The sequence below is a fragment of the Paraburkholderia fungorum genome (genome assembly GCF_003610895.1).
GTDB lineage: Bacteria > Pseudomonadota > Gammaproteobacteria > Burkholderiales > Burkholderiaceae > Paraburkholderia > Paraburkholderia fungorum_B.
Map to the genome: position 1 here is coordinate 58,538 of NZ_MCAS01000032.1, position 26,191 is coordinate 84,728.

The window sequence follows — 26,191 nt, forward strand, 5'->3', positions numbered from 1 at the left end:
AACCAGGACCCGGATCGCACGACATGAGCACGTCCCTCAATACCCTGATCGCCAAACTGAACCCGACCTGCCGGCAGGCGGCTTTGCTCGCGGCGAACAACTGTCTCGCGCGCGGTCACTACGAGGTCGATCTCGAACATCTGTTGCTGGCGCTGCTGGAAGAACCGGCGAGCGACGTCACACTGGCGCTGCGGGCGAGCAGGGTCGACGCGCATGCTTTGCGCGCGGATATCGAGCGCGAATTGCAACGCCTGAAGACCGGCAATACGCGTACGCCGGTGTTCTCGAAGCATCTGATCGATTTGCTCGAACAGGCGTGGTTGATCGCGTCGCTCGATTCGCGGATTGGCCGGATTCGCTCGGGGCATTTGCTGCTCGCGTTATTGACGGCGCCGGACCTCGCGCAGTTCGCCGAGCGCATGTCACCGCTGCTGCGCGACGTGCGGGTGACGGATCTGAAGCACAAGTTCGACGAACTGACCGCGGGGTCGCGGGAAGTCGAACGCAGTAACGCTGCGGAGAACGAAGCAGAAGGCGCGAGCGATGCCGTTACTGCCGACACGGTACCTGGTGCGCCTTCCAGAACACCCGCGCTTGATACCTACACCAGCAATCTCACGCAGCGTGCGCGCGAAGGCAAAATCGATCCGGTAATCGGCCGCGAAGGCGAAATTCGCCAGACGATCGATATTCTCATGCGTCGCCGGCAGAACAATCCGATCATGACGGGCGAGGCGGGGGTCGGTAAAACCGCGGTGGTCGAAGGCCTCGCGCTGCGCATTGCGGCGGATGACGTGCCCGTGCCGCTGAAGGGCGTCGCGCTGCACGTACTCGATATGGGGCTGTTGCAAGCCGGCGCGAGCGTCAAAGGTGAGTTCGAGAACCGCCTCAAGAATGTGATCGACGAGGTGAAGAAGAGCCCGCATCCGATCATTCTGTTTATCGACGAAGCCCACACGATCATCGGCGCGGGTGGTCAGGCCGGGCAGAACGACGCGGCGAATCTGTTGAAGCCGGCTCTGGCGCGCGGCGAGTTGCGCACCATTGCGGCGACCACGTGGAGCGAATACAAGAAATACTTCGAGAAGGACGCCGCGCTTGCACGGCGTTTCCAGGTCGTGAAGATCGAAGAGCCGAACGAGACGCTCGCGGCTGCAATGTTGCGCGGCATGGCCGCGTTGATGGAAAAGCATTTCAACGTTCGCGTGCTGGATGACGCGATCACCGAAGCGGTGCGTCTGTCGCATCGATACATCAGCGGGCGCCAACTTCCGGACAAGGCGATCAGCGTGCTCGATACCGCCTGCGCGAAAGTCGCGCTTGCACATAGTTCGACGCCCGCCGCGATCGACGACACGCAGAAACGGCTTGAACGCATCGACGCTGAAATTTCCGCGCTGGAGCGCGAAGTGGCGAGCGGTGCGCTGCACGACGAGCGCCTCGTGGCGCTGCGCGAGCTGCGCGAAGAAGACGTGAAAGACCTTGCGGAAGACGAAGCGCGCTATGACAAGGAACGCGCCCTGGTGACGGAGATCGTCGGCTTGCGCGCTGAAATCGACGCCGCGCGCGTGAGCAGCGCGGACGCCGCGCAAGCCGACAAGGCACAGCAGGCACGCGAAACGCTGGCTACGCGTGTGGCGGAGTTGCACGCGCTGCAGGGCGGGCAGCCGATGGTCCCATTGCAGGTCGATGGCCATGTGGTCGCTGAAATTGTCGCGTCATGGACCGGCATTCCGCTTGGTCGCATGATCAAGGACGAAATCCAGACCGTGCTGAATCTGCAGCCGCTGCTCGCTGCTCGCGTGATCGGGCAGGACCACGCACTCGAGGCGATCGCACAACGCGTGCGCACCGCGAGCGCGAGTCTTGAAGATCCGAACAAGCCGCGTGGCGTGTTCATGTTCGTCGGGCCATCGGGTGTCGGCAAGACCGAAACCGCGCTGGCGCTCGCCGACGTGCTGTATGGCGGCGAACGTAAGATGGTCACGATCAACATGAGCGAGTATCAGGAAGCGCATAGCGTGTCGGGCTTGAAGGGTTCGCCGCCGGGCTACGTCGGTTATGGCGAGGGCGGTGTGCTGACCGAAGCCGTGCGTCGCAATCCGTATTCAGTGGTGCTGCTCGACGAAGTGGAAAAGGCCCACCCAGACGTGCTGGAAATGTTCTTCCAGGTGTTCGACAAGGGCACGATGGACGACGCCGAAGGGCGTGAGATCGATTTCCGCAACACGCTGATCATTCTGACCTCGAACGTCGGCTCGCAGGCGGTCATGCAGGCATGCCTGAACAAGAGCGCCGACGAGTTGCCGGATGCGGACGAACTGGCCGAGACGCTGCGTCCCCAACTGTACAAGGCGTTCAAGCCGGCCTTCCTCGGCCGCATGAAAGTGGTGCCGTACTACCCGATCACGGACGACGTGCTGGCCGAAATCATCGACCTGAAGCTGGAGCGGATTCGCCGCCGCATCGAGTCGAATCACAAGGCGGTGTTCGAGTGGGACGAATCGCTTGTCGAGGCTGTGCTGGCGCGCTGCACCGAAGTGGATTCCGGCGCGCGCAATGTCGATCACATTCTGAATGGCACGCTTTTGCCCGAAGTGGCGCAGCAGGTGCTCGAGCGCATTGCCAACGGCGCCGCGATCGAACGCATCGCGGTACGTGCGAGTGAAGCGGGCGAGTTCGAATACACGGTTGTGTGAGCGGGGATGTCCCACCCGCTTGCCAATCTGTTTTAATGCCGTACCGGAACCTTATTGCTTTCTGTCATGCCGACCAATCTGAACACGCTGCTGGCTCCGCTCAGCGAAACCTCGCCCTGCGGCGAAGACCTGCTGTTTTCAGCGGATTTCGACGCGATCCAGCATGCGCGCCGTTTTGAAGACCCGTCACTGGATCAGGGCGAATGGGTCACGGATATCAAGGAAGCGGACTGGCCGTTCGTAGTCGAGCGCTCGAGCAGCCTGCTGCAGACGCAGACCAAGGACTTGCGCCTCGCAGTCTGGCTCACCGAAGCGCTGGCGATCGAAGAGGGCGTAACTGGCCTCACGCAAGGTTATGCGCTGCTCACGGGGCTGTGCGAAAAGTACTGGGATCACGTGCATCCGCTGCCGGAAGGCGACGACACCGAGTACCGCCTCGGCAACGTCGCGTGGCTGGTGGGCCGCACCGGCGATCTGCTGCGGGCGATGCCGCTCACCTCATCGCAAGGCAACTCGTACAGCACGATCGATTGGGACGTGGCCACGCATGTCGCGCAGGCGGTCAAACGCGATCCGGATCACGCCGACGATATCGCGCGCGGCAAGCCTTCCATTGAGCAGATCGAGGCGTCGAAGCGCGCTACGCCGGTGGCGTTCTATGCAACGCTGCTGGCGGATCTGAAAGCATTCGAAGCGGCGCTGCTCGCACTCGAACAGGAACTGGACCAGCGTGCGGCCGATTCGGCGCCCAGTTTCCGTCAGGCGAAAGATGCCTATGAGAGTGTCTACCGGTTGGCGGAACGTTTCGCACGCGAACTGGGTGTCAGCGCCGACGCAGCACCGCCGAAAGCGCCGAAGCCGGAAGAGCACGAGCGCGCCGAGCCTACTTTCAAGACTTCACCGCAACGCGAGGAACCCGTGTTGACGACCAGCCCGACCATCCAGACCAGTTCGATCGCAGGCATCCAGAGCCGCGCGCAAGCCGTCGCGCAGTTGCGTGCCGTGGCCAGATTTTTTCGCAGCACCGAGCCGCACAATCCGGCTGCTTACCTCGCAGACAAGGCGGCGGAATGCGCTGATATGCCTTTGCATCAGTGGCTCTCCTCGGTCGTGAAAGACGACGGGTCGCTCGCGCATATTCGCGAGTTGCTGGGCGTGAAGCCCGAGGAAAACAGCTAGCACTTCGGTCGTGCAAGTAAAAAAGCCTGGCATCGAAAATCGGTGCCAGGCTTTTTTACTCCTGCGCTCGTGCTTGGACAAACAACAACTCAAGAGCCAGCGCGGAACTCAATGCGCCGGTTACGTGCGCGCCCGTCATTCGTATCGTTGGTCGCAATCGGCTGATCCGGACCCACCCCGGTGGTCGTCATCTGTTCGGGCGCGATGCCCTTGGCGACCAGATAGCCTTTCACCGCGTCCGCGCGCGCCTGGCTCAGTGCGATATTCGAGGTGCGGTTGCCCGAGTTGTCGGTGTGCCCAATGATCGCCACCGTTTTCGTCTGCATCTTCGAGAGGACCGCCGCCATCTGATCGAGAATCGCGCGGCCTTGCGGCGTAAGCGTCGCGCTGCCCGTCTCGAACTCGATCGTGCGATTCGCCAAAGTCTGATCGAGCAGACCTTGTTCCGATGCACTCACACGCAAGCCGTTCTTGATCGTATAGGTCGGATTCAGTGCATTCGCCATATCGCTCGCGAGCTGCTGGCGCTGCGATTCGTTGCGGACTTCGCCTTTCACATCGATCTGCGTACCGTCGATCTTCAGCTGGCCTTTGCTGATCTGCTTCAACTGCGGGCCGATCAGTTTCTGCACGTTGGCGGACCAGTTCGGCGGCGTTGCGACGTCGGCGACTTCGATCTGATCGACCACGTTGGCCGCACCGTAGGTGTCGCGCAAGCGCGCGAGCACCGCGGCCTTGGTGGCTTCATCCGGCACCTTGCCGCCTGCCACGACCTGGCCCGGCGTTGCATTGGCGGGCGGCGGCGACGCGCTGATCGCACCGGTGCCGGCACCGGTGGTGCCGCTGGCGAGTCCGGCGGTATTGACTGCCGGACCGGCGTTGCCTGATTGTGCCGATGCAGGCGCGGGCAAAACCGTCGTTCGAATCGTAATGCCGCTGTTGTCGACCGGCGTGACGCGTGCCGGGCCGTCGCCGTCGGCATGGGCGAGTGCGCTGATGAGAAGGCCCGCCAGAAGCGAGGCGATACGCATGGGTTGGCTCGACATCATGTCACGCTCCGGTGAATGCTTCGCGGAACGTGTCGATGCTGACACGCAACGACAGTTGCGGTTGGTCGAGATAGCTGACGAGCTTGCTGATGCCATGGTCGTTTTGTGCGTGTTCGTCGATCCACTCGGGATCGTCGATATCGATGTTGTGTGCCGCGTACGCCTGCGGGTCGACCACGCTATGCAGCGTTTTGGCCGAAGCGCCGTTAAAGCCGATGATGAGCCGCTCGCGCTCGGCAATCGTGCCGATAAAAATCGCCAGTTCGAAATCGGCCTGCGAAACGAACGGTGCGATCAGTTCCAGCCAGAATGCGGCGACGAGCGAGCGATAGAACGGATCGTTCGGCAGCGGCAGGGTCAGCCCGCGCTCTAGATGCGATGAACCGCTTTGCATGACCGGGCGCAGCAGCGAACCCAGCGCCAGCATGGCGCCGCGCAGGCGCACCGGATGGCCGCTTGCCAGCAGCATCTGTTCGAGGCCGGAAAGTGTCTGGTGCTCGACGAAGTCGTTGAAGGTGCCGTCGTGTGGATTGCCCGGACCACCGCCGATTTCGATCGGCACCTGCGTTTCGCCGAGCGCCTGCAAGGCACCTGCTGGCTCGCTCACGCCGAGCAGCGGTTTCATCTGCGAGGCGATGCGCGACCACAGGCGCGCAAAGGCGAGCGGGCTGTGCGCCAGAAACGTCAGCGGCTTTTCGACTTCCAGCGCGGTCGCGGCAAGAAACGGAAAGCGCCGTGACGATTGATCCTGGCTTGCCACCATATGCCCGGCAATCGCCAGCTTGCTGCGCGAGCCGAGGAATGCGAAGTGCATCGGCTTGGCGTTTTCGTAGACGATTTTCCAGCGTGGATCGTCGGTCAGCAATTCCATGGCCTCGGCGATCCAGCGGTCGAGCGTGGCCAGCAATTGCGGGTTATGCGCGCTTTTGACAAAGTCGCCGCGCGACGGAATCTTGCCGAAGTAGGCGATTTGCGCCTGCACGGTTTGCGTCATTGCGCACCCCCTGTGTTCGAAACCGCGGCGGCAGCCGTTGCCGGCCGTGCCGCGGGCGTTGCCGGCGCGACGCCAGGCGAGGCCGTTGTTCCTGTTGCTCCCGTCGGTACTGGTCCACCCGCGGCCGTCGCATTGACTGAATTCGCCGCCGCGCTCACATCCGCCACCGAGGAAGGCAGCCGCAAGCCGCGCAGGCTTTGCTGTTGCGGCGCGTCGCTGCTGCCGCCCGAGGCCTGCGAGGTGCTGATGATGCGCATGCTGACCGCCACCGTGACATTGCCTTGCGTCCACGACAGATCGAAGGTGCCGTCCGGACGGCGCTTGCGCTGCGCCGAGTTGATCAGCTTCTCCAGACCGTAGCGGCCCGGTTCGTTGACCAGCTGCAGCGTACGGCCGTCGAAGGTCGTCGCGCTCAGCGTCGCGCCAGGCGAACCGGACGGATTCGGCCACACGAAGTTGGTCCACTGCGGCGGCGTATTGCGGTAACGCATCTGCTGACCGTCGATCGCGAGCGTGTACTCGGTGGTGCCGCTGCTCGGCTGCGGCAGGATCTGGAACACAGTCTGCGGTTCGGCCGAGCTTTGACCCGACGAGGTCGCCGCACCGCCGGCAAGCGGCGCCACCCAGCGCGCGAAACCGCTGGTGAAGTCGGGCGTCAGCGCGAGGCCCATATCGCCCCATGTGCGCGAGCTCAGCGTGTCGCCGCGGCGCACCGCGAGCGGCCCGAGCGTGGTGCCGACGAACTTGGCGATCGCGCCGTCCGGCCCGAACACCTGGGCGATTTCTCCGGCGCCGGCTTCGACCTTCGCATCGCTGGCAAACGGATACTTGTTCGCGAGCGAGCTCTGGAAGGTCTGATAGACCTGCGCGTTCCACACCTTGTTGACTTCGACGCTGGCCGGCTGGATCACCACTGCATACGCCGCCATGAGCGGGCGCACCAGCAGCGGGCGCAGTGCCTTGCGTTGCGAATCGGTGAGGCCCGTCAGCATCTGTTCGTCGACGTACTTCAGCGAATCGGCCAACTCGGAGCCGCTGCCGTCGAGCGTCTGTTGCATCAGCTGACGCGCGCCCGGTCCCGGATCGCCCTGATTCTTGATCACGTTAAAGCGCGTACGGACCTTCGAGAGCGTGTCCATATAGCCCTTCAGCATCGAGCCGTTGTCGCCGGAGACGACGATGCGGCCCAGCGCCGAGAATTCCTGACCGATCGGCCCCATCGGCACTTCGACCGGATTGCCGTTGATGTCGATGTTGGCGTTCAACTGACCGGTCGGCGCACGCGAGAACCAGTTCTTGAACCAGCTGGTCATGCCGGTTTGCGCACGCTTCAGGTTCGCGTTGAAGAGCGACGGGTTGTCCCACGAGGTCTGGTCGTACGCGGTTTCGAGAACCTTGCGGATCGGCGAATCCTGCGGGTCGCCAAGACGGTTCATCGCATCCACGGCCTGACCGAAGCTGCCGAAGTTCTGCACGGCAATGCCTTGCATGAACTTCTGCCAGTGCATGGCGTATTCCGTTTTGTACATCGCCACGAGCGCTTTCTGGATCTGCTCGGGGCTGCCTTCCAGCGTCAGATCGTCATGCGCGGAGGTGTTGAGCACCCAGTCCTTGGCCTGCAATTCCTTCGTGGCGGCGTCGCGGATCGCGGGCTGCACGTACTGGAACCATGCTTCACGCGTGAAGGTGCCGGGGATCGCGTAGCTGCCGGCCACCAGCGCGGTATTGCTGTCGCCGACGATGCGCGCGATTGTCATCGGCGCGAAACGGGTCGACGCGCGTGCCTTGATTTCCTCGTAGACGCGCTGACGGGCCGGCATGCCGCGCACCACGCGGCGCAGGTTTTCGCGGGTCTGGTCGACGAGGCCGAGGTTCTGGTCGATCATCGGCCAGTCGTTATCGGATACGCGCGACAGATAGAAGGTAATCATGCGCTCGGCGCTGCGGATCATCTCGTCGCGGGGCATGTTGCCACGATTCGTTTCCAGCCAGCCGCGCCAGAAGCGGGCCACCTGATCGGTCAGGTGGGCGGTTTCCACGTGACGCTTGTCGCTCAGCATCAGGTAGGTCTTGAGCGCGTTGTACGCATCTTCGACGTTGGTCGGCGACGCGTCGCTATACAGGCCGCCCTGGCTGTTCGCGGCCATCGCCGTATGCGCGGACACCGGAATCGCGGCCGCATCCGGCGTGCGGTTCAGTGGCGCGAGTTGGTCCGGGTGCGCGTTGACGTCCTTCAGGAACGACGCGAGATTCTGCGAGACCGGGTCGAGCAGGATCTGACGCACGCCGTTGTAGTACTCGGTCAGCAGATGCTGTTCGAGGCGGTCGCCCTGATACAGCCCGAGCGACACCGCCAGCGGCTTGTCGCGGCGGAATTGCTCGAGCTGGTCGATGCGGTCTTCCAGAATGTCCATGGCCTGCAAACGCGATTGCAGGTCGTTGCGGTTCTGCTGCAGACGCACCACGTTGTCGAGGTCGGCCTTGACGTTGTCGGCAAGTTGCTGATTGCCGATCGTCGACCACGTCCAGCCACCGAGCGCCAGCGCGAGCACCGCGACGAAGCCGAAGAACGTCGCATAGCGCATGCGTGTCTTGGCGGGGCTGGCGAACTGCTTGACGGTCTGCCGGTCGGCGAAGATCACCTTGGAGAACAGATCGCGCAGGAAGAAGCCGTTCTTCGAGAACGCGCTGTGCGGCTTGGGCAAGCTGTCCGCGGAGAGGCCGAAACGGTTTGCGATGCGCGTGGCGGCGGCGCTGTTGGTTTCGCCTTCCTGCAAAGCGCTGGTGAAGTAGAAGCCGCGGAAAATCGGCTTGTGCTGGAACGGGTTGGTTTCGAACAGCGTGGCGAGGAACGCGCGCAACGCGGGCTTGATCGTCGAGAATTCGAGCGGGAAGCTCAACTGACCCGGCGAAAGCTTGTTGCCGCGGTTGATCGACATCTGCGCAACGCTGATTTCTTTCAAACCGTCGTAGAGCTCTTCAAAGTGTTCGTCGAAGAGGCCGACCACGTCGCGCTTTTCGTCCGGCTCGTAGGGCAGGGTGGCGCCCCACACGCGGTCGTATTCATGACGGTCGCTGCCGCTGAAGAATTCGGTGAAGCCGGTGATCAGGTCGGCCTTGGTGAACATCACATACACCGGCGCGAACACTTCGAGCTTCTCAGTCAACTCCTGCACGCGCTGGCGCAGATTCTTCGCGAGATTGATCGCGAACTCAGGCTTGCTGCTGGTCAATTCAGCGATGCTCGCCGTGACGATGATGCCGTTGATCGGCGCCTTCGGCCGGAAGCGCTTGAGCAGGCCAAGAAAGCCGAGCCATTCGGTGCGGTCTTCTTCGTGCACGGAATAGCGGCCTGCGGTGTCGAGCAGAATGCCCTCGGTCGTGAAGAACCAGTCGCAATTCCGCGTGCCGCCGATGCCGTGAATCACCGCGTTGTTCTTGTCGGCGAAAGGAAATTGCAGGCCGGAATTGAGCACGGCGCTGCTTTTCCCTGCGGCCGGGTTGCCGATCACGATGTACCAGGGCAATTCGTACAGTGCCGAGCCGCCGGACATCTGGCCGATCTTCGAGGTCTTGATCGTTTTCACCGCGTCCACGAGGCGCGTGCGCAACACATCGAGTTCGGCCTGGCGCGCGGGGGTCGGCGCGGGCCCGGTTTCGGTCTGCTTTTCGGCCTGTTGCTCGAGCATTTCGCCGAGCTTGTTATTCGCGCGCCGCGCGCGCAGGCGGCGTACCACCCAGACCAGCAGCCACAACGCGATCACCGCGGCGAGCACGACGGCTGGCCACATCAGGTCGATCTGCAAGGTGTCGGCGCCGATGAATAAAACAGCAGCGAGCGCTAGCAAGCCGATGATCGAAAGCGTGCGTGTATGGGTCAACACGTTAAGAATGCGTCGCATAAGCCGTTCAGGTCTTGGTGATGTGTGTTGTGGTGCGTGTGTGGCAAACAGCAATACGCGAGCGCGGGCAAAGTCTGTCCGCGCCGCGTTTGAAACAAAACGAAAGCATATTCAGACGAAGATGAATGCGGCGGGATTGTTAAATCCGCTATGGGGTGTTCCGCCGCTGGCACATGGACGAATGCCCTTATGCATGCGGCATTGCCGATTTTTACCGGAAAAATTGATTGAACGCCCCATTGCAACCTCTTTATTACCTGCTTCGCCTTAATGACCACGCCCCATGACGAAGCCGGGTTTGTGATATTCAACGTGCCCGAGATCCATCATTTTCCAGCGACCACCCCACGTCAGGCCGACCTGTTCGGCCGTCTGTCCGTATAACTGATAGCCTCGCATGGCCCAGGGATCTTTTTCTGAAATGACGAGCTTGCCGTCGCGCAAAAACGCGTTGTCCGCGGCAAGGCCGTATTGGTGATAGCTCTGAAATGCTGCGGCATTTGTAACGTTGCCCCCCATTTGCGCCAGGCGGTTTTGCCGCTCCGGGCTGCGATAACCTTCCAGCAATGCCATCTCATAGCCGTACTGCTCGTGCATGATTTTGTAAACGAGCAATAAACGCGTTCTGAAATCGGCGTCGAGCAAATTCCAGTCGCGGCTCGCGTCTTTCAGCGCAGGCCGAATCTGCTCCACTTCCTGCGTTGCAAATACTTCAGGCGGCAGCGGCGGCGGGGGCACAAGCTGTTCGCCATTCAATAACGCGGCAATTTTCTCGTCCGGTACTCGTGCAGTGTCATCGAATTGGAATAATTGCCGGCCGCGTAATGCCAATGCCACCAATGGCGGCGTCGCAAGAATACCTGTGGTGGTAAAAATCAGCAAGCGCCGCTTTGCGAGTAACTTTTGCATATCGACTGCGGTCGATTGCGAAATTTTTGCCGAACGCGCTAATTGACTTCGAGCACGCGATGCACCTTGCGATGCTCCGCGCATCACGCGGCCATGAATGGCGAGTGCGGCGCCTAATAAAGAGGCGCGTACCGCCGGCAATAGCAGCATTGCGGCGATCACAACGGCGATAGCGAAATAGGCGAGAAGTACTACGGCAATCAAAGTCGACCCCGGAAATTGGAAACAATTGTATTTTGTAATGCTTGCTCTTAGAATCAGGCCTGCTCGGAGAGGAGCCGGAACGGTATTATCACGGCGAAATAATCCAGGATTCAATGAGACAGTGAATGAGTGCGCCGGAAAATTCGAATTCCAAAGCCCCACCTAGCCTGTTATCTGATAAGGCTAAGGGCGCCGATGGCAATGGTTCGCGAATTCTTGCGAACCTGGAAGGCCGCGTCGCGCCGCCTACCGATAAACCACGCCGGTCGAAAACACCGCTCGTGCTGGTCGCCTTGCTGGTGATCGCGGCCGGTGGTTGGGGCGCATGGCATATGCAGCAGCGTGTGACGTCGGAGTCGCTGGCGTCAGCCACGCCCGCCAACGCGGAGAAGGCCGCTGTGCCGGCGCCCGCCGCTAGTGGTGCGCCACAGGTCACGGCGAAAGCAGAAGCGCCGGCTGCGGCGTCTTCGCAAGCAGCGACGATCGTTGCCGACGACAGCGACAGCAAGACGCCGGCGGCATCCGCGAGTGCGCCCGCAAGCGCTGATGAAAGCCGCTTATCGCGCGCGCTTGCCGATGGCGCAGAGCCGAGCAATGCGTCTGCGCCGGTCGCATCCGCAACGGTGGCGTCGGCGGTTGAGGTGCCGGCGGCAAAGCATGGCAAGAGCGCGACGGCCGTCGCGAGCAGTGCGAAACACGACACGGTGGCCCACGGCAAGAAGGAAAGCGTGAGCGCAAGCAATCATCACGCGAGTGCGCCTACCGCCGTCGCGCAAACGAAGAAATCGCGCACTGCCGGCAATGCGTCGAAAGATGATTCGGATGCCGATCTTTTGGCGGCGCTTGTGGCGCGCACCAAGCCGGCCGACGCGAAAGCGTCCGACGATAAAACGACCACCAAGGTCAGTGCATCGGCTACGCCTGGGAGCGCCAAGCTGGCCGAACGCGTGAAAGAGTGCGGGCAACGCGGCTTTTTCGAAGACCAGTTGTGCCGCTGGCGCGTGTGCGACGGACATTGGGGTAAAGACCCCGCCTGTCCGGGGGCGGCGCCGCAGGCACGCCAGCCGTAAATCCAGGCAACGTGCGTCCTAGTGACGCACTATCCCATCAAACGCGGCGCCGGGTTGACTTGAGTCAATTCGACGCCGTGTCTTATCTTGCGGTGGCGCATAAAATCGTTGAATGCGCTCCGTCTCCTCCTGGCCTCTCGCCACCAAACTCGCTGCTCTTGTCGCCACGTTGCTTACGTTGGCGCTGGCGTCGATTGGCCTGACACTGTGGATTACCTGGCAACTCGATGGTGGCGCAGCCGCGATCAACGAAGCTGGGCGCATGCGGATGCAAACCTACCGCGTCGCGCTGATGCTGCGCGATTCCCCGTCCCAGGTCGGCACGCTCGCGCGCCAGTTCGATGAAAGTCTTACGTTGCTTGAGAAAGGGGACCCCGCCCGTCCGCTGTTCGTTCCATGGAACGACGAGGCGCGCCAACGCTTTGCTCAGGTGCAGGCGCAATGGCAGGCGCTGCGCCCAGTCTGGACCGGGGACAATCCACCCACCGCTGACAAGGTCGAAGAGCAGGCGAGGCAATTCGTATTACTGATCGATTCGTTCGACAGTTCAATCGAAGCACAGCTTGCGCGCTGGACTTCGATCCTCAATGCCGTGCAACTCGCGCTGCTCGTGCTGGCGATCGGCAGTGCGCTGGCGTTGCTGTACGTGGGCCATTTGAGCGTACTCGCTCCCGTTCTCAGGCTGACCGGTGGTCTGGCGCGAATCGAGCGCGGCGACTTCGACACGCGCGTGGAAGTCGCGACGCAGGACGAATTCGGTGAGCTATCCACGGGTTTCAACCGGATGGCGCAGAACCTGCAACAGCTTTATGCCGGTCTGGAACAGAAGGTCAGCGAGAAAACCGCCAGCCTCGAGACGGAGCGCGCGCGTCTTGCCGCGCTCTATGAGGTGAGTGCCTTTCTTGCGAACGCCAATACGCTGGATGCACTTGCGCAAGGTTTTGCGCAACGCATTCGCCGTATTGCCGCGGCGGATTCGGTGGCGATCCGCTGGTCGGGCGAGGCCAATGACCGTTACCTGCTGCTCGCAGGAGACAGCCTGCCGCGCTTCATCACGGAAGACGAACAATGCCTCACGTCACGCAGTTGCCTGTGCGGTCATCCGCAGAGCGTGCCTGGCGCGCGAGTGATTCCGGTCCTGGCCGCGGGTCCCGGCGCGGCGACGCTTGGTCATTGCGCACGCGCAGGTTACGCGACGCTCGTGTCGGTGCCTGTGATTCTGCATCAGCGCACGCTCGGCGAGATCGACCTGTTTTTTAGCGAGACGATCCAGTTGTCCGCTCAGGATCGTGATCTGCTCGATACACTCGCGAGCCACCTGGCGGGCGCCATGGAGAATTTGCGTGTGAGTGCGCTGGAACGGGAAACCGCGGTGTCCGATGAACGTGCTTTGCTTGCTAGCGAACTGCACGATTCGATTGCGCAGTCGCTGGCGTTTCTGAAGATACAGGTGCAGCTATTGCGCGATGCGCTGCCGGCTCCTGTTGATTCGTCGGTGGCGCGTATTGTCGATGAACTGGACGCGGGCGTTCGCGAAAGCACTGGCGACGTGCGCGAATTGCTGATGCATTTTCGCACGCGAGGCAACACCGAAGACATCGAGCCTGCGTTGCGCACTACGCTGCGCAAGTTCGAGCATCAGACCGGGCTGGCTACGAATCTCCTGATCGAAGGTCACGGTTTGCCGCTCGACGCGGACGTGCAGGTGCAGGTATTGCATGTATTGCAGGAGGCGTTGTCGAACGTGCGCAAGCATGCTCACGCGCGTGAGGTCTGGCTGGAAGTGCAGCAAAGTCCGGCATGGAGTTTTGAAGTCCGCGATGACGGCGAGGGTTTCGACGCACAGCAACACACGCCCGGCGAGACACATGTCGGAATGCGCATCATGCGCGAACGCGCGGCACGTATCGGTGGGACAGTCGTGGTCGACTCCGTGGCTGGCGCGGGAACCTGTGTCACGTTGACCTTGGCGCCCTCGCAGCGTGCTGCCCCGGAAGCGGTTCAGGAGGAGCGGGCCGAGATTGCCTCGGCATCGGTCCAGGAGAGGGGTAGCAGATGATGATTCCAATTCGTTTGTTGGTGGTCGACGACCATACGTTGTTCCGGCGCGGCCTGATCGCCCTGTTGCGTGAAGACGCACGATTCCAGGTGGCGGGCGAAGCGGGCGACGCTGGCGAGGCGCAACGGCGCGCGGGTGAATTGCAGCCCGATCTGATCCTGCTGGACAACCATTTGCCCGGCGTAAGCGGGATCGACGCGCTCAAGGATTTGCGTGAGGCCGCGCCACGGGCTCGAGTGTTGATGCTGACCGTGAGCGAGGACGAGCGCGATCTGGGTGCGGCGTTGCGCTGTGGCGCGCAGGGGTACCTGCTGAAGACTGTCGATGCGGACACGCTCGCCGAGTCGATCATGCGAACTATGCGTGACGAGGCGGTTGTGAGCCCCGAGATGACGGGCAAACTGGTGTCGGCCTACCGGGCTGCGGCGGCGAAAGACGCGGCAACGGACACGAGAGCCGCGCCTGAGATCATGACGGCGCCGCCGGTCGTTGTCGATGCATCTCTGGCGCAGCCTGCGCCGGACGTCGCGCTATCGGCTCGGGAGCTGGAAATCCTTGCGCATATCGCTCGCGGCGCGAGCAACAAGGAGATTGCTCGCGCGCTGGCGATTGCGGAGACCACAGTCAAGATTCACGTGCAGCATATCTTGCGCAAGCTCAAGTTGGGGTCGAGGGTACAAGCCGCTGTTTATGCGACAGTGAATTCGATCGTCATCGATTAACGATCGATTGGCAATACTCCCAAAGAACTACGTCTCAGGAATCTTCCTACTTCTTCTGCATCCAATCGAACCTCCGTCAGAAGGATACCGACCCCGCGCCTAAAACGGCAAAGTCAGAGTCATGGAAAAGGAGTAATTCCCATGACAAAGACCACGGTCGGCAACAGTGCCGCAACCCCACCCAAGGCCTGGTCGGTCCTGATCGCGAGCACGTTCGCGTTCACCGTATGCTTCATGGTGTGGATGATGTTCGGCGTGATCGGCATCCCGATCCGTCAATCCCTTCATCTGAACGAAACCGAGTTCGGCATGCTGGCCGCGTTGCCGGTCCTGACCGGCTCACTCGTGCGCGTGCCGCTCGGTATCTGGACCGATCGCTACGGCGGCCGCATCGTCATGGCCTGTCTGATGCTCGCCACGGTGCCGGCAATCTGGCTCATGGGCTACGCCACTGCCTATTGGCAGTTCCTCGTGATTGGCCTGTTCGTCGGTCTGGCTGGAGGAGCGTTCTCGGTCGGCACGCCGTATGTGGCCCGCTGGTTTCCACAGGAACGCCGCGGCTTTGCAATGGGCATCTTCGGTGCGGGCAATTCCGGCGCGGCCGTCAACAAGTTCGTCGCACCCGCCATCCTCGTCGCTTTCGGCTGGGGCATGGTCGCGAAAACCTATGCCGTTGCCATGCTTGCCGCGGTCGTGCTGTTCTGGCTTTTCTCCGCCAGCGATCCTTCGCATCGCGTGCCGAACAACCAGCGTTTCGTCGATCAACTGCGGGCACTCAAGGATCCACGCGTCCTCAAGTATTGCCAGTACTACAGCATCGTGTTCGGCGGCTATGTCGGGCTCTCGTTGTGGATGGTGCAGTACTACGTCGGTGAATATGGACTCGACATTCGTGTCGCGGCTTTACTTGCCGCATGCTTTTCGCTCCCTGGCGGCGTTCTGCGCGCCGTGGGCGGCTGGCTCTCGGACCGCTATGGCGCGCATCGCGTGACGTGGTGGGTGATGTGGGTGAGCTGGATCTGCCTGTTCCTGCTCAGCTATCCACAAACCGTTTTCACGATCGCCACGGTCGACGGTCCCAAGGTTTTCCACATCGGCCTCAACGTGGTGTGGTTCACCGTGCTGATGTTCGTACTCGGTATCGCTTTCGCGTTCGGCAAGGCCAGTACCTTCAAGTACATCGGCGATGAATTCCCGGACAACATCGGAGCGATTTCCGGAATTGTCGGGCTTGCCGGCGGACTGGGCGGGTTTGCGCTGCCGATTCTGTTCGGATTGCTGGTCGATCTTACGGGTATTCGGTCAAGTGCCTTCATGCTGCTTTACGGCGTTGTGTGGGTATCGCTGATCTGGATGTATCTCACCGAAGTCCGCCGCACCGACGTGATGACGGCAGGCGCAATCGCCACCGGCGTCACGCGCAATCAGCCTTCAACTCAGGCTTCTTCTCAAGCAGGAACCCAATCATGAATATCTCGACTACGCGCGCGCGAGCCGGCCGCACGCTGACGCTCTGGACGCCGGAAGACAAGGCCTTCTGGAAGCAGGAGGGCGAATCCGTCGCCAAACTCAATCTATGGATTTCGGTGCCCGCGCTATTCCTGGCATTTGCGATCTGGCAGGTGTGGAGCGTCGTGGCGGTCACCTTGCCGTCACTCGGTTTTCGCTATTCGACCAACCAGCTGTTCTGGCTGGCTGCAGCACCGGCTCTCTCTGGCGCAACGCTGCGTATTTTCTACTCGTTCATGGTGCCGATCTTTGGCGGGCGTCGCTGGACGGCGCTCTCCACCGCGTCCTTGCTGATTCCCGCGATCGGCATCGGCTTTGCGGTTCAGGACAACACCACGAGCTATCCGACCATGCTGTTGCTCGCGCTGTTGTGCGGTTTCGGTGGCGGTAATTTCAGTTCCAGCATGGCCAACATCAGCTTCTTCTTTCCGAAGGAGCGTAAGGGTTCGGCACTCGGCGTGAATGGCGGATTTGGCAACCTCGGTGTGTCCGCTGTGCAATTCCTGTCGCCACTGGTCATTACGGCTGGCGTGTTCGGCGTTTTCGGCGGCGAGTCGCAACTGATGACGAAGGCCGGTCACGTATCTCAGGTGTGGATGCAGAATGCCGCGTTCATCTGGGTGCCCTGGATCGCCATCTCCGCACTCGCCGCATGGTTCGGCATGAACGATCTGGCCGATGCCAAGGCGTCCTTCGCCGCGCAAGCGAGCATCTTCCGCAGTCGTCACAACTGGCTGATGTGCACGTTGTATCTCGGCACGTTCGGCTCGTTTATCGGTTACTCCGCGGGTTTTCCGCTGCTTATCAAGAGCCAGTTTCCGGATATCAACCCTTTGACGTACGCATGGGTCGGACCCTTCGTCGGCGCGGCGATCCGCCCAATAGGCGGTTGGCTTGCCGACAAGCTCGGCGGTGCGCGTGTCACGTTCTGGAATTTTGTCTTGATGGTGCTCGCGGTTGTGGGTGTTCTGTACTTCCTGCCGAAGACCGGCAGTGCCGCGTTTCCGTGGGGGCCGCAAGCCGGTGCGTTCGGCGGTTTCTTCGCAATGTTCATGCTGCTTTTCCTGACCACTGGTATCGGCAACGGCTCCACCTTCCGCATGATTCCGGTGATTTTCCTGAACCTGCGACTGCGCGGCGTACCGCCCAACGACCCGGAGGCACTCGCCCATGCAAATCGCGAAGGCAACACAGAAGGCGCAGCCGCGATTGGCTTTGCCGGTGCGATCGGCGCATATGGCGGGTTCTTCATTCCGAAAAGCTATGGCAGCTCGATTCTCGCCAGCGGTGGCCCCGAACTGGCTTTGTATGGGTTTATCGCCTTTTACGTTCTGTGTGTCGGACTGACCTGGTGGTTTTACGCGCGGCGCAATGCCGGGATGCCGTGCTGAGCACGGCGCTGGAAAGCATTAGATAAGGATTGAAATCATGAGCCACTTTCTGGACAGACTGAAATACTTCGCGCAGTCGCGCGAGCGTTTTGCCAAAGGTCACGGCGTGACCACGGGGGAAGACCGCACGTGGGAAGACGCATACCGTGCGCGTTGGCAGCACGACAAGATCGTACGTTCGACACATGGCGTGAACTGCACGGGCTCGTGCTCGTGGAAGATCCATGTGAAGGGCGGCATTGTCACGTGGGAAACGCAGCAGACAGACTATCCGCGTACGCGCGCTGACTTGCCGAACCATGAGCCGCGTGGTTGTGCGCGCGGCGCGAGTTATAGCTGGTATCTGTATAGCGCAAACCGCGTCAAGTATCCGCTGGTGCGCGCGCGTTTGCTCAAGCATTGGCGCGCTGCGCGCGCGGTAGCCGCGAGCCCGGTCGACGCGTGGGCCAGCATCGTTGAGAACGACGCGCAGCGCCGCGACTATCAAAGCCAGCGCGGTTTGGGCGGTTTCGTGCGGGCGGACTGGAACGAAGTCAATGAGATCGTCGCGGCGGCCAACGTCTATACGATCAGGAAGCATGGCCCCGACCGCGTCGTCGGCTTCTCGCCGATTCCGGCGATGTCGATGGTCAGCTATGCAGCGGGGAGCCGTTATCTGAGCCTGATCGGCGGCGTCTGCATGAGTTTTTACGACTGGTACTGCGATTTGCCGCCGTCGAGCCCACAAGTGTGGGGCGAGCAAACAGACGTGCCGGAATCGGCTGACTGGTACAACTCGAGCTACATCATTGCGTGGGGCTCGAATGTGCCGCAAACGCGCACACCCGACGCGCATTTCTTTACCGAGGTGCGCTATCGCGGCACCAAGACCGTCGCGGTGACGCCGGATTATTCGGAAGTCTCCAAGCTCGCCGATCTGTGGATGCATCCGCGTCAGGGTACCGACGCGGCGCTGGCAATGGCGATGGGTCACGTGATCCTGCGCGAGTTCTACTTCAACAAACGCAGCGCGTATTTCGACGACTACGCACGCCGCTACACCGATCTGCCGCTGCTGGTGCAACTGAAGCAACATACGCTGCCGGATGGCCGCGAGGTGCTGGTTCCTGACCGCTATGTCCGTGCCGACGACTTCAACGGCAAACTCGGGCAGGACAACAATCCCGACTGGAAGACGGTAGCCTTCGACGAGCACGGCAAGGTCGTTTTGCCGCAAGGCTCGATCGGCTTCCGCTGGGGGCCGGACGGCCGCGCCGATGTCGGCCGCTGGAATCTCGAGGCGAAAGAAGCGCGCCACGGCGACGCTGTAAAGCTCAAGCTTTCGGTGCTGGAAGACAGTGCGCAGCAGCATGAAGTCGTGACGGTCGGTTTTCCGTATTTTGGCGGCATCGACACGCCACATTTCACCGCCAGCAAGCAGGGCGATGTACTGGCGCGCTCGGTGCCGGCGGTACGCATTCCGTTGGGCAAGGCAGGTGAAGAGCGCGAGGTGCTGGTAGCCACCGTGTTCGATCTGCTGGCTGCGAACTATGGCGTGGATCGCGGCTTCGGCGGCGCCGTGGACTATAACGACGACGTGCCGTACACCCCGGCGTGGCAGGAAAAGATCACAGGCGTTTCGCGCGACCAGGTGATCACCGTCGCACGCGAATTTGCAGAGAACGCGGACAAGACGCATGGTAAGTCGATGGTGATCATCGGCGCGGCGATGAACCATTGGTATCACGCCGACATGAACTATCGCGGCGTGATCAACATGCTGATGCTGTGTGGATGCATTGGCCAAAGCGGCGGTGGCTGGGCGCACTACGTGGGCCAGGAAAAACTGCGGCCGCAAACCGGCTGGACGGCACTTGCGTTCGCGCTCGACTGGATCCGGCCGCCGCGGCAGATGAACTCCACCAGTTTCTTCTACGCACACACGGACCAATGGCGCTACGAAAAGCTGGGCGTGAATGAAATTCTGTCGCCGCTCGCGGATAAACAGCAATACAGCGGTTCGCTGATCGACTACAACGTGCGTGCGGAACGCATGGGGTGGCTGCCTTCAGCACCGCAACTGCAAACCAATCCCTTGCAGGTTGCCGCCGACGCTCAAGCCGCTGGACTCGATGCAAGGGACTACGTGGCGCGCACGCTGAAAGACGGTTCGTTGAGGATGAGCTGCGAGGACCCCGATCATCCGGATAACTGGCCGCGCAACATGTTCGTGTGGCGTTCAAACCTGCTCGGTTCGTCGGGCAAGGGGCATGAGTACTTTCTCAAGCATCTGCTCGGCACCACCCATGGCGTGCAAGGCCGCGACCTCGGCGACGACGACGCCAGGCCGGAAGAGGTCGTCTGGCATGACAAGGCGCCGGAGGGCAAACTCGATCTGCTCGTGACGCTCGACTTCCGTATGAGCACCACCTGTCTGTATTCCGACATCGTTTTGCCGACTGCGACCTGGTATGAAAAGAACGATCTGAACACGAGCGACATGCATCCGTTTATCCACCCGCTCTCGAGCGCGGTCGATCCGGCGTGGCAGGCGCGCAGCGACTGGGAGATCTACAAAGGTTTCGCGCAGAAGTTCAGCGAGGTCTGCATCGGCCATCTGGGCGTCGAGAAAGAAGTGGTGCTGACGCCGCTGATGCACGACACAGCCGACGAACTGGCCCAACCCTACGACGTGCGCGACTGGAAGCGCGGCGAATGCGAACTGATTCCGGGCAAGACCGCGCCGCAAGTCAAAGTGGTCGAGCGTGACTATCCGAATGTGTATCGGCGCTTCACGGCGTTGGGACCACTGATGGACAAGGTCGGCAATGGCGGCAAGGGTATCGCATGGAACACCCAGACTGAAATCGGGCAACTGGCCGAACTGAACGGCACGGTGCGCGATGCAGGCGCGACGCAGGGCATGGTGAAGATCGACAGCGACATCGATGCATGCGAAGTGCTGTTGATGCTCGCGCCTGAAACCAATGGCCACGTCGCGGTGAAAGCGTGGGACGCGTTGTCGAAGATCACCGGCCGCGAGCATACCCATCTGGCAATGCATCGCGAGGACGAAAAGATCCGCTATCGCGACGTCCAGGCGCAGCCGCGCAAGATCATTTCGTCGCCCACCTGGAGTGGCCTGGAAAGCGAAAAGGTGTCGTACAACGCCGGTTATACCAACGTGCACGAGCTGATTCCATGGCGCACGCTGACGGGCCGTCAGCAGTTCTATCAGGACCATCCGTGGATGCGCGACTTTGGGGAGGGCTTCGTCAGCTATCGGCCGCCGGTCGATCTGAAGGCGGCTTCGCCCATGCATGGCCGCAAGCCGAACGGGCATAAGGAAATCGCGCTGAACTTCATTACGCCACACCAGAAGTGGGGCATTCACAGCACGTACACCGATAACCTGATCATGCTCACGCTCAACCGCGGCGGCCCGGTGATCTGGCTGAGCGAAGACGATGCGAAAGACGCGGGCATCGAAGACAACGACTGGGTCGAGCTCTTCAACATCAACGGTGCGATCGCCGCGCGGGCGGTGGTGAGCCAGCGCGTCAATCCGGGCATGGTCATGATGTATCACGCGCAGGAAAAGATCGTGAACGTGCCGGGCTCGGAAATCACCGGCACACGCGGCGGCATTCATAACTCGGTGACGCGCATTGTGCTCAAACCCACGCATATGATCGGCGGCTACGCGCAGCTTAGCTACGGTTTTAACTACTACGGCACCATCGGCACCAACCGCGACGAATTCGTCCTCGTGCGCAAGATGGCCAAGGTGGATTGGCTCGACGACGAACCGGTCCACGCAGCAAATGGAGGTCAGCAATGAAAATTCGCGCACAGATCGGCATGGTGCTCAATCTGGACAAGTGCATCGGCTGTCACACCTGTTCAGTGACGTGCAAAAACGTCTGGACCAATCGCGAAGGCGTCGAGTACGCATGGTTCAACAACGTCGAGACGAAGCCCGGTATCGGCTATCCGAAGCAGTGGGAGAACCAGGATAAATGGAACGGTGGCTGGAAGCGCAACGCGGACGGTTCGATCGAGCCACGCCAGGGTAGTAAGTTGAAGGTGCTCTCACGCATCTTCGCGAATCCGAATTTGCCGCAGATCGACGACTACTACGAACCGTTCACGTTCGACTACGATCACCTGCAAGCCGCGCCGGAAAGCAAGGCACCGCCGGTTGCACGGCCGCGCAGCCTGCTGACCGGCAAGCGGATGGAGAAGATCGAATGGGGTCCGAACTGGGAGGAGATTCTTGGCGGCGAGTTCGAAAAGCGCAGCAAGGACAAGAATTTCGACGACGTGCAGAAGGACATCTACGGTCAGTTCGAAAACACCTTCATGATGTACTTGCCGCGGCTTTGCGAACACTGCCTGAATCCGGCCTGTGTCGCGAGTTGCCCGTCGGGTTCGATTTACAAGCGCGAGGAAGACGGCATCGTCCTCATCGATCAGGACAAGTGCCGTGGCTGGCGCATGTGTGTTTCCGGCTGTCCGTACAAGAAGATTTACTACAACTGGCAGTCCGGTAAGGCTGAAAAGTGCATCTTCTGCTACCCGCGTATCGAAAGCGGACAGCCGACCGTGTGCTCGGAAACCTGCGTGGGCCGGATTCGCTACCTCGGCGTCTTGCTCTATGACGCGGATCGTATCGAGGAAGCTGCGTCTGTCGAACGCGAAACCGATCTGTATCAGGCGCAGCTCGACGTTTTCCTGGATCCGCATGACCCGAAGGTGATCGAGCAGGCGCGTGCCGACGGTGTGCCGCAAGCATGGCTCGATGCGGCAAAACATAGTCCCGTCTACAAGATGGCGATGGAATGGCGCGTCGCGTTGCCCTTGCATCCGGAGTACCGCACGCTGCCGATGGTGTGGTACGTGCCGCCGCTTTCGCCGATCACCACGGCGGCGAGCGAAGGGCACATGAGTCTGAACGGCGAAATTCCGGATGTCACGCAGTTGCGTATCCCCGTCAAATATCTGGCGAATCTGCTGACTGCCGGCGACGAAGCGCCCGTGATCAGCGCGCTCGAGCGGATGCTGGCGATGCGCACCTATCAGCGTGAGAAACATGTGGACGGTCGTGAGAACGCGGCAGTACTCGCGCAAGTGGGCTTGAGTCAGCAGGAAGTGGAGGACATGTATCGCGTGATGGCGCTTGCAAACTACGAGGACCGTTTCGTGGTTCCGAGCACGCATCGCGAATATGCGGAGAACCTGTACGACCTGAAGGGCGGCTGCGGCTTTTCGTTTGGCAACGGTTGCTCGGACGGTGCGAGCGAAACGAGTCTGTTCGGCGCGAAGAAGAGGCGCACGATTCCGATCAAGGCAAAGGTTTGAGAGGTGCAGTGATGAATAACGAGCCCATTTATGAACCCCACAGCCCGGCGACGCGTGTGCTCGCCGCTTTGCTGAGCTATCCGGATGCCCAGTTGCGCGCGTTACTGCCGGAGTTGGCCGTTGCCTTGCTACGCGACACGGTGCTGTCGGCCGAGCGCCGCGAGGCGGTCTTTGCGCTTACTGCGGACTTGCAGCATAGCGAACCGCTCGAAGCGGAGGCGCGCTATGTCGACACGTTCGACCGTGGCCGCCGTACGTCGCTCCATCTGTTCGAGCATGTGCATGGCGATTCACGCGATCGTGGCCCGGCAATGATCGATCTTCAGCAAACCTACGCGCAGGAGGGGCTGTTGCTCGCCCCCGGCGAGCTGCCGGACTACTTGCCGGTGGTGCTGGAGTTCGCGTCGACGCAGCCTTACGAAGTTGCGCGTGAATTCCTCGCGGAAATGGCGCATCTGCTGCAGTCGATTCATGCCGCTCTGGCGCGTCAGGATAGCCCTTACGCAGCGGCCGTTGCTGCAGCGCTCGATCTTGCGGGCGAGCCGGTCCAGCCGCCCGAAACCGTGCCGGAGGCACCCGCCGAGGCTCCGCTCGACGAGCAATGGGCCGAGCCCGTTGTTTTCGACGGCTGTTCCGTGGCAGGGCAGAGCACCGCGCCTCGTGCTCAGCCTATTCAGATCGTTCGGCGTGACGCCGCATCGCCACGCCGCCCCAAGGAGGCCGTTGTATGAATTACCTCGATACTTTCTTATTCGGCATCTATCCGTACATTTGTCTGGCGGTGTTTCTGGTCGGCAGTCTGCTGCGTTACGACCGCGATCAGTACACCTGGAAAAGTGATTCGTCGCAGATGCTGCGCACCGGCACGCTCCGTTGGGGCAGCAATCTGTTTCACGTCGGCGTGCTGTTCCTGATGTTCGGCCACTTCTTCGGCATGCTGACGCCGCACGTGGTCTATGAATCGTTCATCAGCGCCGGCGCGAAGCAGGTCGTGGCGATGGTGTCGGGCGGCGTAGCGGGCACGCTGGCGTTTATCGGTGTGACCATGCTGCTGATTCGCCGCCTCGGCGACCCGCGTATCCGTGCTCATTCGAAATCCAGCGATATCATGCTGCTGGTGCTGTTGTGGGTGCAACTGGTTCTGGGTCTTGGCACGATCCCGATGTCAGCGCAGCATCTGGACGGCAGCATGATGATGAAACTCGCCGGCTGGGCACAGCACATCGTCACCTTCCAGGGCGGCGCCGCTGCGCTCATCGCTGAAGCGAGCTGGGTGTTCAAGGCCCATATGTTCCTCGGCATGACGCTGTTTCTGGTGTTTCCGTTCACACGCCTCGTGCATATCTGGAGCGGTTTTGCATCGCTCGCGTATCTGTTGCGGCCGTGGCAGGTGGTGCGCGATCGGCGTCTGAACGTACCTGTGGGGCAGAATACGCCGCAGCGGCGTTCGTGAATGGGACGTTGCGCGCCTGCATGGAATCCGCCTCAGGCGGGATGCAGGCCGCGCAACAGTTGGCGGACTCGCGACAGATCCTGATCGACGTGTTCGGTCCGCTCGAACAATTCCGCAAGCCAGTCGACGAAGGCACGTACGCGGGGCGACACCCGGCGATTCTTCACGTATGCGACCGAGACCGGCATCGGCACGGGCTTCCATTGCGGCAGTACTTCGCGCAATAGTCCCGAGTCGAGGTAGGGTTGTGCGGCGATTCGCGCGGGTTGGATCAGGCCCAGGCCCTGCAGTCCGCAGGTGAGGTAAGCCTGTTCGTCGCTGACTTTGACGAAGCCTTTGACCTTGACGTTCTGCGCTTCGCCGTCCACTTCGAAATCGAAGTCGACCTCGCGGCCGTTGTGGGGCGACATGCAGTTGACGGCTGCGTGTCCGCGCAGGTCATCGAGGTCGAAGGGTGTGCCCTGGCGGGCCAGGTAGGCAGGGCTTGCGCATGTCACATGCTCGAGCGTGCCGAGTTGCCGTGCGATCAGATTTGAGTCGGGCAATTCGCCTAGCTGGATACTGCAGTCGATGGCTTCCGAGACCAGATCTACTGTTCGGTTGCTGATGCCGATTGCCAGATCGAGATTCGGGTAGCGGGTGTGGAAGTCGTCCAGTGCCGGCAGGACGATGGCGCTCGCTACCGCGCCGGGCATTTCAATGCGCAGGCGGCCCGTCAGGTTATCCGTCGAGTGACGCAGGCTCGCCTCCATTTCGTCGATGTCAGCGAGGATTTGCGCGCAGCGCTCGTAATAGGCTGCGCCTTCCGGGGTGATGCTCAGACGCCGTGTCGTGCGGGTTAGGAGGGCGGTGCCCAGCAGGGCTTCCAGATTCTGGACAATCGTTGTTGCTGTCGCGCGGGGAATGTCGAGGGATTCCGCTGCGCGGGTGAAACTGTTTGTGTCCACGATTCGGATGAATGTCCGCATTGCAGTTATTCTGTCAATCACGATTCAAACTCCAGTTGGTGTTAGGGGTGTTTTTTTTGCCTGCGCGGCGCTTTGGTTGTTTGCTTATGGCGTTGGCCTTTCCTTGAATTGTTAATGGTTTATTAGTGTTGCCCCTGTGCGGGGCGGCACTTACTTTCTTTGCCGCCGCAAAGAAAGATAAGCAAAGAAAGCGGCTCACCCCGCCAGCTCATAAGCGGGTCCCCCGCACAGCCACGGTAGTGGTGCATCTGGAATCCGTGCCCTCGCACATTCGGCGCTAGTGACAAGGGCGTCATACTTCCGGCGGCGCTGCGCGCGCCGACGCGGTAGTTCACTAAACCGCCTGTCGTTTGCACCTCAGCGGTACTTGCTAGTGCGGCATGTCGTACCTGAGACCCGCTCGTTTCACGAGCGGTGTGTCGTACTCGAGTACTTCGCAAAGCGGCGTGGCGCTGGCACCCTGCAGCACCTGCGTATCGTTAGCTATGTTTAGCGTCGACCACGCTTCCAACGCGCAGAGCCGGTTGGTCTTTCGCCGAGGCGAAGCCGATGGCCCCCGCTGCGTGAAACGAAACCAAGCCAATGGCCCCGGCCACGCGAAACGAAGCCTCGGGTTTCCCTGGCAGACCCATCCGCGACGCACGCAGTGCGGAGTGGGAGCGAATGAGCGCTGTGTCGCGAACGCGGAGTGTGCGAGAACACAGATTCCAGATGCACCACTACCGTGGCTGCGCGGGGGACCC

16 protein-coding genes are annotated in these 26,191 nt (G+C 61.3%); 11 read left to right on the plus strand and 5 right to left on the minus strand.

Going from position 1 to position 26,191, the window contains the following annotated elements; genetic code table 11:
• Nucleotides 1-23: 23 nt before the first annotated feature.
• Complete coding sequence (gene tssH / locus BCY88_RS26215; RefSeq protein WP_120347073.1) at nucleotides 24-2,699, plus strand: type VI secretion system ATPase TssH; 2,676 nt, start codon at nucleotides 24-26, stop codon at nucleotides 2,697-2,699.
• A gap of 66 nt (nucleotides 2,700-2,765) precedes the next feature.
• Nucleotides 2,766-3,878, plus strand: a complete 1,113-nt coding sequence (gene tssA / locus BCY88_RS26220) for a type VI secretion system protein TssA (RefSeq protein WP_120347074.1) — start codon at nucleotides 2,766-2,768, stop codon at nucleotides 3,876-3,878.
• Nucleotides 3,879-3,967: 89 nt separating this feature from the next.
• Here the strand turns inward: tssA and BCY88_RS26225 are convergent, their stop codons facing one another.
• The 4 genes from BCY88_RS26225 to BCY88_RS26240 form a co-directional block, all read right to left on the minus strand.
• Nucleotides 3,968-4,924: an OmpA family protein gene (locus BCY88_RS26225; protein WP_259461516.1), complete on the minus strand. Its 957-nt coding sequence runs from the start codon at nucleotides 4,922-4,924 to the stop codon at nucleotides 3,968-3,970.
• Nucleotides 4,925-4,928: 4 nt separating this feature from the next.
• Nucleotides 4,929-5,921, minus strand: a complete 993-nt coding sequence (gene tagF, locus BCY88_RS26230) for a type VI secretion system-associated protein TagF (RefSeq protein ID WP_120347076.1) — start codon at nucleotides 5,919-5,921, stop codon at nucleotides 4,929-4,931.
• Entirely contained in the window at nucleotides 5,918-9,823 is a 3,906-nt protein-coding gene (tssM, locus tag BCY88_RS26235; RefSeq protein WP_120347077.1) for a type VI secretion system membrane subunit TssM, read from the minus strand. Before tssM ends, tagF begins: the two co-directional genes overlap by 4 nt.
• 267 nt (nucleotides 9,824-10,090) lie before the next feature.
• Nucleotides 10,091-10,936, minus strand: a complete 846-nt coding sequence (locus tag BCY88_RS26240) for a M15 family metallopeptidase (protein ID WP_183081449.1) — start codon at nucleotides 10,934-10,936, stop codon at nucleotides 10,091-10,093.
• A 125-nt stretch (nucleotides 10,937-11,061) separates the two neighbouring features.
• On the opposite strand from BCY88_RS26240, the gene BCY88_RS26245 reads away from it, so the two are divergent.
• From BCY88_RS26245 to narI, 9 genes are all read left to right on the plus strand, one after another.
• Nucleotides 11,062-12,006 (plus strand): hypothetical protein, encoded by a 945-nt coding sequence (locus BCY88_RS26245; protein WP_120347079.1) that lies wholly within the window; start codon nucleotides 11,062-11,064, stop codon nucleotides 12,004-12,006.
• Nucleotides 12,007-12,118: 112 nt separating this feature from the next.
• The gene (locus BCY88_RS26250) at nucleotides 12,119-14,065 is read left to right on the plus strand and encodes a type IV pili methyl-accepting chemotaxis transducer N-terminal domain-containing protein (RefSeq protein WP_120347080.1); all 1,947 of its coding nucleotides are present in this window, start codon (nucleotides 12,119-12,121) and stop codon (nucleotides 14,063-14,065) included.
• On the plus strand, nucleotides 14,065-14,787 hold the full coding sequence (locus tag BCY88_RS26255; RefSeq protein WP_120347091.1) for a response regulator: 723 nt from the start codon (nucleotides 14,065-14,067) through the stop codon (nucleotides 14,785-14,787). The genes BCY88_RS26250 and BCY88_RS26255 overlap by 1 nt, the downstream gene beginning before the upstream one ends.
• Before the next feature lie 141 nt (nucleotides 14,788-14,928).
• Complete coding sequence (locus tag BCY88_RS26260) at nucleotides 14,929-16,257, plus strand: MFS transporter (RefSeq protein ID WP_120347081.1); 1,329 nt, start codon at nucleotides 14,929-14,931, stop codon at nucleotides 16,255-16,257.
• Complete coding sequence (locus BCY88_RS26265; protein WP_120347082.1) at nucleotides 16,254-17,687, plus strand: NarK family nitrate/nitrite MFS transporter; 1,434 nt, start codon at nucleotides 16,254-16,256, stop codon at nucleotides 17,685-17,687. The genes BCY88_RS26260 and BCY88_RS26265 overlap by 4 nt, the downstream gene beginning before the upstream one ends.
• A 37-nt stretch (nucleotides 17,688-17,724) precedes the next feature.
• Nucleotides 17,725-21,507, plus strand: a complete 3,783-nt coding sequence (locus BCY88_RS26270) for a nitrate reductase subunit alpha (RefSeq protein ID WP_120347083.1) — start codon at nucleotides 17,725-17,727, stop codon at nucleotides 21,505-21,507.
• The gene (gene narH / locus BCY88_RS26275; protein ID WP_120347084.1) at nucleotides 21,504-23,027 is read left to right on the plus strand and encodes a nitrate reductase subunit beta; all 1,524 of its coding nucleotides are present in this window, start codon (nucleotides 21,504-21,506) and stop codon (nucleotides 23,025-23,027) included. The genes BCY88_RS26270 and narH overlap by 4 nt, the downstream gene beginning before the upstream one ends.
• 11 nt (nucleotides 23,028-23,038) lie before the next feature.
• Entirely contained in the window at nucleotides 23,039-23,758 is a 720-nt protein-coding gene (gene narJ / locus BCY88_RS26280) for a nitrate reductase molybdenum cofactor assembly chaperone (RefSeq protein WP_120347085.1), read from the plus strand.
• Nucleotides 23,755-24,480, plus strand: a complete 726-nt coding sequence (narI, locus tag BCY88_RS26285) for a respiratory nitrate reductase subunit gamma (RefSeq protein ID WP_120347086.1) — start codon at nucleotides 23,755-23,757, stop codon at nucleotides 24,478-24,480. The genes narJ and narI overlap by 4 nt, the downstream gene beginning before the upstream one ends.
• A 32-nt stretch (nucleotides 24,481-24,512) precedes the next feature.
• Here narI and BCY88_RS26290 read toward each other — a convergent pair whose 3' ends face one another.
• Nucleotides 24,513-25,469 (minus strand): LysR family transcriptional regulator, encoded by a 957-nt coding sequence (locus tag BCY88_RS26290; RefSeq protein ID WP_147408558.1) that lies wholly within the window; start codon nucleotides 25,467-25,469, stop codon nucleotides 24,513-24,515.
• Nucleotides 25,470-26,191 lie beyond the last annotated feature (722 nt).

Bases quoted from the DNA above. Each gene is read 5' to 3' on its own strand.
- BCY88_RS26260 (WP_120347081.1), top strand. From the start codon at position 14,929: ATGACAAAGACCACGGTCGGCAACAGTGCCGCAACCCCACCCAAGGCC.
- tssA (WP_120347074.1), top strand. From the start codon at position 2,766: ATGCCGACCAATCTGAACACGCTGCTGGCTCCGCTCAGCGAAACCTCG.
- narI (WP_120347086.1), top strand. From the start codon at position 23,755: ATGAATTACCTCGATACTTTCTTATTCGGCATCTATCCGTACATTTGT.
- BCY88_RS26250 (WP_120347080.1), top strand. From the start codon at position 12,119: ATGCGCTCCGTCTCCTCCTGGCCTCTCGCCACCAAACTCGCTGCTCTT.
- tagF (WP_120347076.1), bottom strand. From the start codon at position 5,921: ATGACGCAAACCGTGCAGGCGCAAATCGCCTACTTCGGCAAGATTCCG.
- BCY88_RS26225 (WP_259461516.1), bottom strand. From the start codon at position 4,924: ATGTCGAGCCAACCCATGCGTATCGCCTCGCTTCTGGCGGGCCTTCTC.
- BCY88_RS26245 (WP_120347079.1), top strand. From the start codon at position 11,062: ATGAGTGCGCCGGAAAATTCGAATTCCAAAGCCCCACCTAGCCTGTTA.
- BCY88_RS26255 (WP_120347091.1), top strand. From the start codon at position 14,065: ATGATTCCAATTCGTTTGTTGGTGGTCGACGACCATACGTTGTTCCGG.
- narJ (WP_120347085.1), top strand. From the start codon at position 23,039: ATGAATAACGAGCCCATTTATGAACCCCACAGCCCGGCGACGCGTGTG.
- BCY88_RS26265 (WP_120347082.1), top strand. From the start codon at position 16,254: ATGAATATCTCGACTACGCGCGCGCGAGCCGGCCGCACGCTGACGCTC.
- tssH (WP_120347073.1), top strand. From the start codon at position 24: ATGAGCACGTCCCTCAATACCCTGATCGCCAAACTGAACCCGACCTGC.
- BCY88_RS26270 (WP_120347083.1), top strand. From the start codon at position 17,725: ATGAGCCACTTTCTGGACAGACTGAAATACTTCGCGCAGTCGCGCGAG.
- narH (WP_120347084.1), top strand. From the start codon at position 21,504: ATGAAAATTCGCGCACAGATCGGCATGGTGCTCAATCTGGACAAGTGC.
- tssM (WP_120347077.1), bottom strand. From the start codon at position 9,823: ATGCGACGCATTCTTAACGTGTTGACCCATACACGCACGCTTTCGATC.